Annotated in this window: 12 protein-coding genes and 1 pseudogene; all 13 read left to right on the top strand. The window is 62.1% G+C overall.

The annotated features are described in order from the left end of the window. Positions 1-126: pseudogene (gene tuf / locus EOA86_RS19435) on the top strand (elongation factor Tu); the annotation flags it as partial. 63 nt (positions 127-189) lie between these two features. After that, a complete protein-coding gene (rpsJ, locus tag EOA86_RS19440) occupies positions 190-498 on the top strand; it encodes a 30S ribosomal protein S10 (RefSeq protein WP_006205468.1) in 309 nt (102 codons plus the stop codon). 94 nt (positions 499-592) lie between these two features. After that, complete coding sequence (rplC, locus tag EOA86_RS19445) at positions 593-1,339, top strand: 50S ribosomal protein L3 (RefSeq protein WP_095520652.1); 747 nt, start codon at positions 593-595, stop codon at positions 1,337-1,339. Beyond that, positions 1,339-1,959, top strand: coding sequence for a 50S ribosomal protein L4 (rplD, locus tag EOA86_RS19450; RefSeq protein ID WP_128343152.1), 621 nt, complete (start codon positions 1,339-1,341; stop codon positions 1,957-1,959). The genes rplC and rplD overlap by 1 nt, the downstream gene beginning before the upstream one ends. Continuing rightward, positions 1,956-2,249: a 50S ribosomal protein L23 gene (locus EOA86_RS19455; protein ID WP_010909275.1), complete on the top strand. Its 294-nt coding sequence runs from the start codon at positions 1,956-1,958 to the stop codon at positions 2,247-2,249. Before rplD ends, EOA86_RS19455 begins: the two co-directional genes overlap by 4 nt. A 23-nt stretch (positions 2,250-2,272) precedes the next feature. Further along, complete coding sequence (gene rplB / locus EOA86_RS19460) at positions 2,273-3,106, top strand: 50S ribosomal protein L2 (RefSeq protein ID WP_065008706.1); 834 nt, start codon at positions 2,273-2,275, stop codon at positions 3,104-3,106. A 16-nt stretch (positions 3,107-3,122) separates the two neighbouring features. After that, positions 3,123-3,401 carry a 30S ribosomal protein S19 gene (rpsS, locus tag EOA86_RS19465; RefSeq protein WP_006205463.1) on the top strand — a complete coding sequence of 93 codons (279 nt, stop codon included), beginning with the start codon at positions 3,123-3,125 and terminating at the stop codon, positions 3,399-3,401. A 2-nt stretch (positions 3,402-3,403) separates the two neighbouring features. Further along, entirely contained in the window at positions 3,404-3,793 is a 390-nt protein-coding gene (rplV, locus tag EOA86_RS19470; RefSeq protein WP_023799292.1) for a 50S ribosomal protein L22, read from the top strand. Continuing rightward, on the top strand, positions 3,793-4,518 hold the full coding sequence (rpsC, locus tag EOA86_RS19475) for a 30S ribosomal protein S3 (RefSeq protein ID WP_029352216.1): 726 nt from the start codon (positions 3,793-3,795) through the stop codon (positions 4,516-4,518). The genes rplV and rpsC overlap by 1 nt, the downstream gene beginning before the upstream one ends. 27 nt (positions 4,519-4,545) lie before the next feature. Beyond that, entirely contained in the window at positions 4,546-4,959 is a 414-nt protein-coding gene (gene rplP / locus EOA86_RS19480) for a 50S ribosomal protein L16 (protein ID WP_127315880.1), read from the top strand. 13 nt (positions 4,960-4,972) lie between these two features. Further along, on the top strand, positions 4,973-5,173 hold the full coding sequence (gene rpmC, locus EOA86_RS19485; RefSeq protein ID WP_023799289.1) for a 50S ribosomal protein L29: 201 nt from the start codon (positions 4,973-4,975) through the stop codon (positions 5,171-5,173). Between the two features lie 11 nt (positions 5,174-5,184). Continuing rightward, a complete protein-coding gene (gene rpsQ, locus EOA86_RS19490) occupies positions 5,185-5,424 on the top strand; it encodes a 30S ribosomal protein S17 (protein WP_023799288.1) in 240 nt (79 codons plus the stop codon). Positions 5,425-5,505: 81 nt separating this feature from the next. After that, on the top strand, positions 5,506-5,634 hold a 129-nt coding region (locus tag EOA86_RS19495; protein WP_206630073.1), incomplete at its 3' end, for an uL14 family ribosomal protein.

Below are 5,634 nucleotides of genomic sequence, written 5' to 3' on the forward strand. Positions count from 1 at the left end.
GGCGACAACATCACCGTCGATGTCGAGCTGATCGTGCCGATCGCCATGGAAGAGAAGCTGCGCTTCGCCATCCGTGAAGGCGGCCGCACCGTCGGTGCCGGCATCGTCGTCACCATCAAAGAGTAATTTGGACTTAAACCGATCTGTCGCGGGCGCTGCCCGCGCCGCGCCAGAACAAGGAAGTGACGCATGAACGGACAGAATATCCGCATCCGCCTGAAGGCGTTTGATCACCGGGTGCTTGACGCCTCGACGCGGGAAATCGTGTCGACGGCCAAGCGCACCGGCGCCAACGTCCGCGGCCCCATTCCGCTGCCGACGCGGATCGAAAAGTTCACGGTCAACCGGTCGCCTCACGTCGACAAGAAGAGCCGCGAGCAGTTCGAGATGCGCACGCACAAGCGTCTGCTCGATATCGTCGATCCGACCCCGCAGACAGTCGACGCTTTGATGAAGCTCGATCTTGCCGCCGGTGTCGACGTCGAGATCAAGCTTTAAGGAACCAGAGGGGCGGGGCGACCCGGAACTCTGAAGGAACAAGAGGCGTGGAGGGGCGACAGCCCCGACAGGGAACTCTAAAGGAATTGAACCGATGCGTTCAGGTGTGATTGCAAAGAAGGTGGGAATGACCCGCATCTACAACGATGCCGGGGAACATGTTCCCGTCACTGTTCTCCAGATGGAGAACTGCCAGGTCGTGGCGCAGCGCACGCAGGAGAAGAACGGCTATACCGCCGTCCAGCTCGGCGTTGGCCTTGCTAAGGTGAAGAACACGTCGAAGGCGATGCGCGGCCATTTCGCGACCGCTTCCGTCGAGCCGAAGGCCAAGGTTGCCGAATTCCGTGTCTCCGCCGACAACATGATCGATGTCGGCGCCGAGATCACTGTCGATCATTTCGTCGCCGGCCAGAAGGTCGATGTGACAGGAACCACGATCGGCAAGGGTTTCCAGGGCGTTATCAAGCGGCACCACATGGGCGGTGGCCGCGCGACCCACGGCAACTCGGTCTCGCACCGTACCCACGGCTCGACCGGCCAGCGCCAGGACCCGGGCAAGGTGTTCAAGGGCAAGCATATGGCCGGCCACATGGGCGACACCCGCGTCACCACGCAGAATGTCGAGGTCGTCTCGACCGACGCCGATCGCGGCCTGATCCTGATCCGCGGCGCGGTTCCCGGTTCGAAGGGCGCGTGGATCCTGGTCCGCGACGCGGCCAAGTTTGCGCTGCCGGCCAATGCGCCGAAGCCCGCCGCAATCCGCGTCATTGCAACCAGTGATGGCGCCAAGAACGATGCCCCGGCCACAGTAGATGCCCCGGCCACAGAGGGAGCGGAATAATGGACCTCAAGATCACAACGCTTGGCGGCAAGGACGCCGGCAAGGTGAAACTCTCCGAGGAGATTTTCGGCCTTGATCCGCGCGAGGACATCCTGCAGCGCGTCGTGCGCTGGCAGCTTGCCAAGAAGCAGCAGGGCACGCACAAGACCAAGGGTCGCGCCGAGATCGCCCGCACCGGCGCCAAGATGTACAAGCAGAAGGGTACGGGCCGCGCCCGCCACCATTCGGCACGCGCTCCGCAGTTCCGCGGCGGCGGCAAGGCCCACGGCCCGGTCGTCCGCAGCCACGAGCACGAACTGCCGAAGAAGGTGCGCGCGCTGGGCCTCAAGCATGCTCTCTCGGCCAAGGCCAAGAGCGCGTCGCTCATCATCATCGACGAGTTGATGCTGACCGAGGCCAAGACCAAGGCGCTGATCGCGAATTTCGCGACGCTGGGCCTGTCCAATGCCCTGGTGATCGGTGGCGCCGAGCTCGATAAGAACTTCAAGCTGGCGGCGACGAACATCCCGAACATCGACGTGCTGCCCATCCAGGGCATCAACGTCTACGACATTTTGCGCCGCGGCACGCTGGTCCTTTCGAAGGCCGCCGTCGAGGCTCTCGAGGAGCGCTTCAAATGACAGACCTTCGTCACTACGACGTGATCGTCTCGCCGGCGATCACCGAAAAGTCGACCATGGCTTCCGAGCAGAACCAGGTCGTCTTCAACGTCGCCAAGAAGGCGTCGAAGCCGGAAATCAAGGCTGCCGTCGAAGCGCTGTTCGGCGTCAAGGTGATGGCCGTGAACACGCTTGTCCGCAAGGGCAAGATCAAGCGCTTCCGCGGCACGATCGGCCGCCAGAGCGACGTCAAGAAGGCGATCGTGACGCTGGCCGACGGCCAGTCGATCGACGTCGCGACGGGTCTCTGAGCAAGACCGCGAGGACAACAAACATGGCACTGAAAAAATTCAACCCGATAACGCCGGGCACCCGCCAGCTGGTCATCGTCGATCGCTCGGGCCTCTACAAGGGCAAGCCCGTCAAGGGCTTGACAGAAGGCCTGACCAAGTCGGGCGGCCGTAACAATTACGGCCGCATCACGGCCCGCTTCATCGGCGGCGGTCACAAGCGTACGTACCGCATCATCGACTTCAAGCGCCGCAAGTTCGACATTGTCGGAACTGTCGAGCGTATCGAGTACGATCCGAACCGCAGCGCCTTCATCGCGCTGATCAAGTATGACGATGGTGAGCTGTCCTACATCATCGCCCCGCAGCGCCTTGCTGCCGGCGACAAGATCGTGGCCGGCGAAGCGGTCGACGTGAAGCCGGGCAATGCGATGCCGCTGGCCTCGATGCCGGTCGGCACGATCGTCCACAACATCGAGCTGAAGCCGGGCAAGGGCGCCCAGGTTGCCCGTTCGGCTGGCGGTTACGCCCAGCTCGTCGGCCGTGACCAGGGCATGGCGATCCTGCGCCTGAACTCGGGTGAGCAGCGTGTCGTCCACGGCTCGTGCATGGCCACTGTCGGCGCCGTGTCCAACCCGGACCACGGCAACATCAATGACGGCAAGGCAGGCCGCACTGTGTGGCGGGGAAAACGTCCGCACAACCGCGGCGTGACCATGAACCCGGTCGACCATCCGCATGGCGGCGGCGAAGGCCGCACCTCCGGTGGCCGCCATCCGGTTTCACCTTGGGGCAAGCCTACCAAGGGCAAGAAGACGCGGTCCAATAAGGCGACCGACAAGTTCATCCTGCGCTCGCGCCATCAGCGCAAGAGCTAAGAAGAGGTAACGCCAAGTGACTCGTTCGATTTGGAAAGGCCCCTTCATTGACGGCTACCTTCTCAAGAAGGTGGACAAGGTTCGTGAAGGTGGTCGCAATGAGGTGATCAAGATGTGGAGCCGTCGCTCCACCATCCTGCCGCAGTTCGTCGGCTTCACCTTCGGTGTCTACAACGGCCAGAAGCACGTTCCCGTTTCGGTGAACGAAGACATGGTCGGCCACAAGTTCGGTGAATTCGCTCCGACCCGGACCTATTACGGTCATGGCGCGGATAAGAAGGCGAAGAGGAAATAATCATGGGCAAGGCCAAAGCTCCGCGCAGGCTTGCTGACAACGAAGCGCGCGCCGTGTTGCGCACGATCCGTATCAGCCCGCAGAAGCTGAACCTGGTTGCCGCGCTGATCCGCGGCAAGAAGGTCGCGACAGCGCTTTCCGATCTCGAATTCTCGGCCAAGCGGATTTCCGGCACGGTCAAGAAGACGCTGGAATCGGCGATCGCCAACGCGGAAAACAACCACGACCTCGACGTCGATGCGCTGATCGTGGCGGAAGCCTATGTCGGCAAGTCGATCGTCATGAAGCGGTTCCATGCCCGTGGCCGTGGCCGCGCCAGCCGTATCGAGAAGCCGTTCTCGCACCTCACGATCGTCGTTCGTGAAGTCGAAGAAAAAGTGGAGGCCGCATAATGGGCCAGAAAATCAATCCGATCGGTCTGCGTCTCGGCATCAACCGTACCTGGGATTCGCGTTGGTTCGCCAACACCGGCGAGTACGGCCAGCTGCTGCATGAGGACATCAAGATCCGCAAGTATCTTGAGAAGGAACTCAAGCAGGCTGCGATTTCGAAGGTTGTGATCGAGCGTCCGCACAAGAAGTGCCGCGTCACCATCCATGCGGCGCGTCCGGGCCTGATCATCGGCAAGAAGGGCGCCGACATCGAGAAGCTTCGCAAGAAGCTGATGGAGATGACGAAGTCCGAGACGCATTTGAACATCGTCGAAGTGCGTAAGCCCGAGATCGACGCCACGCTGGTCGCCCAGTCAATCGCCCAGCAGCTCGAGCGCCGCATCGCGTTCCGCCGCGCCATGAAGCGCGCCGTCCAGTCGGCGATGCGCCTCGGTGCCGAAGGCATCCGCATCAACTGCGCCGGCCGTCTCGGCGGCGCCGAGATCGCGCGCATGGAATGGTACCGCGAGGGTCGCGTGCCGCTGCATACGCTGCGCGCCGACGTCGACTACGGCACGGCCGAAGCACACACCGCCTACGGCATCTGCGGCGTCAAGGTCTGGGTGTTCAAGGGGGAAATCCTCGAGCACGATCCGATGGCTTCGGAGCGCCGCGCCACCGAGGGCGATCATGCGCATGGCGGTGGTGGTGAGCGCGAACGCGGTCGCCGTCGCGAAAACGCCTGAGACAGTTGAGAATTTGGAGTTAGAACGATGCTGCAGCCAAAGCGCACAAAGTTCCGCAAGCAGTTCAAGGGCCGTATCCATGGTGCCGCCAAGGGTGGCACCAATCTGGATTTCGGTGGTTTCGGGCTGAAGGCGCTTGAGCCGAACCGCGTCACCGCGCGCGAGATCGAGGCGGCTCGCCGCGCGATCACCCGCGAGATGAAGCGCGCCGGCCGCGTCTGGATCCGTGTCTTCCCGGACGTGCCGGTGACGTCGAAGCCGACCGAAGTCCGCATGGGCAAGGGCAAGGGCGCGGTCGATTACTGGGCGGCGCGCGTCAAGCCCGGCCGCATCATGTTCGAGATCGACGGCGTCAATGAGGAAACCGCCCGTGAGGCGCTGCGTCTCGGCGCGGCCAAGCTCTCGGTCAGGACGCGCTTCGTACAGCGCATCGCAGAATAAGGACGGGCTGATCATGAAAGCCGAAGACATCCGGACCAAGACCCAGGACCAGCTGACCGACGAATTGGCCAGCCTGAAGAAGGAGCAGTTCAACCTGCGCTTCCAGAAGGCCACCGGCCAGCTCGAGAAGACCGCGCGCGTGAGGCAGGTCCGCAAGGACATTGCGCGTATCAAGACCATCGCTGCGGAAAAGTCCGCGGCTAAGAAGGCTTAAGGACGAAAACCATGCCAAAGCGCATTCTGCAGGGCACCGTCGTCAGCGACAAAAACGAGAAGACGGTTGTCGTCAAGGTCGAACGGCGCTTCACGCATCCCGTGATGAAGAAGACCGTGCGCATGACCAAGAAATACAAGGCGCACGACGAGAACAACGCCCACAAGGTTGGCGATCAGGTGTTCATCCAGGAATCGAAGCCGATTTCCAAGGACAAGCGCTGGACCGTCGTGTCTTCGGACCAGGCCTGATCAGGGCAACGAAACGAATTTTGGACAGACCGGGGAAGGGTGAAGAACCCGTCCCGTTAGAAGAGAAAAAGGCGGCCAGTCATGATTCAGATGCAAACAAACCTCGACGTCGCGGATAATTCCGGCGCCCGTCGTGTCATGTGCATCAAGGTGCTGGGCGGCTCGAAGCGGAAATACGCTTCCGTGGGCGACATCATCGTGGTGTCGATC

This window comes from Mesorhizobium sp. M5C.F.Ca.IN.020.32.2.1, assembly GCF_004023105.1.
Taxonomy (GTDB): domain Bacteria; phylum Pseudomonadota; class Alphaproteobacteria; order Rhizobiales; family Rhizobiaceae; genus Mesorhizobium; species Mesorhizobium wenxiniae.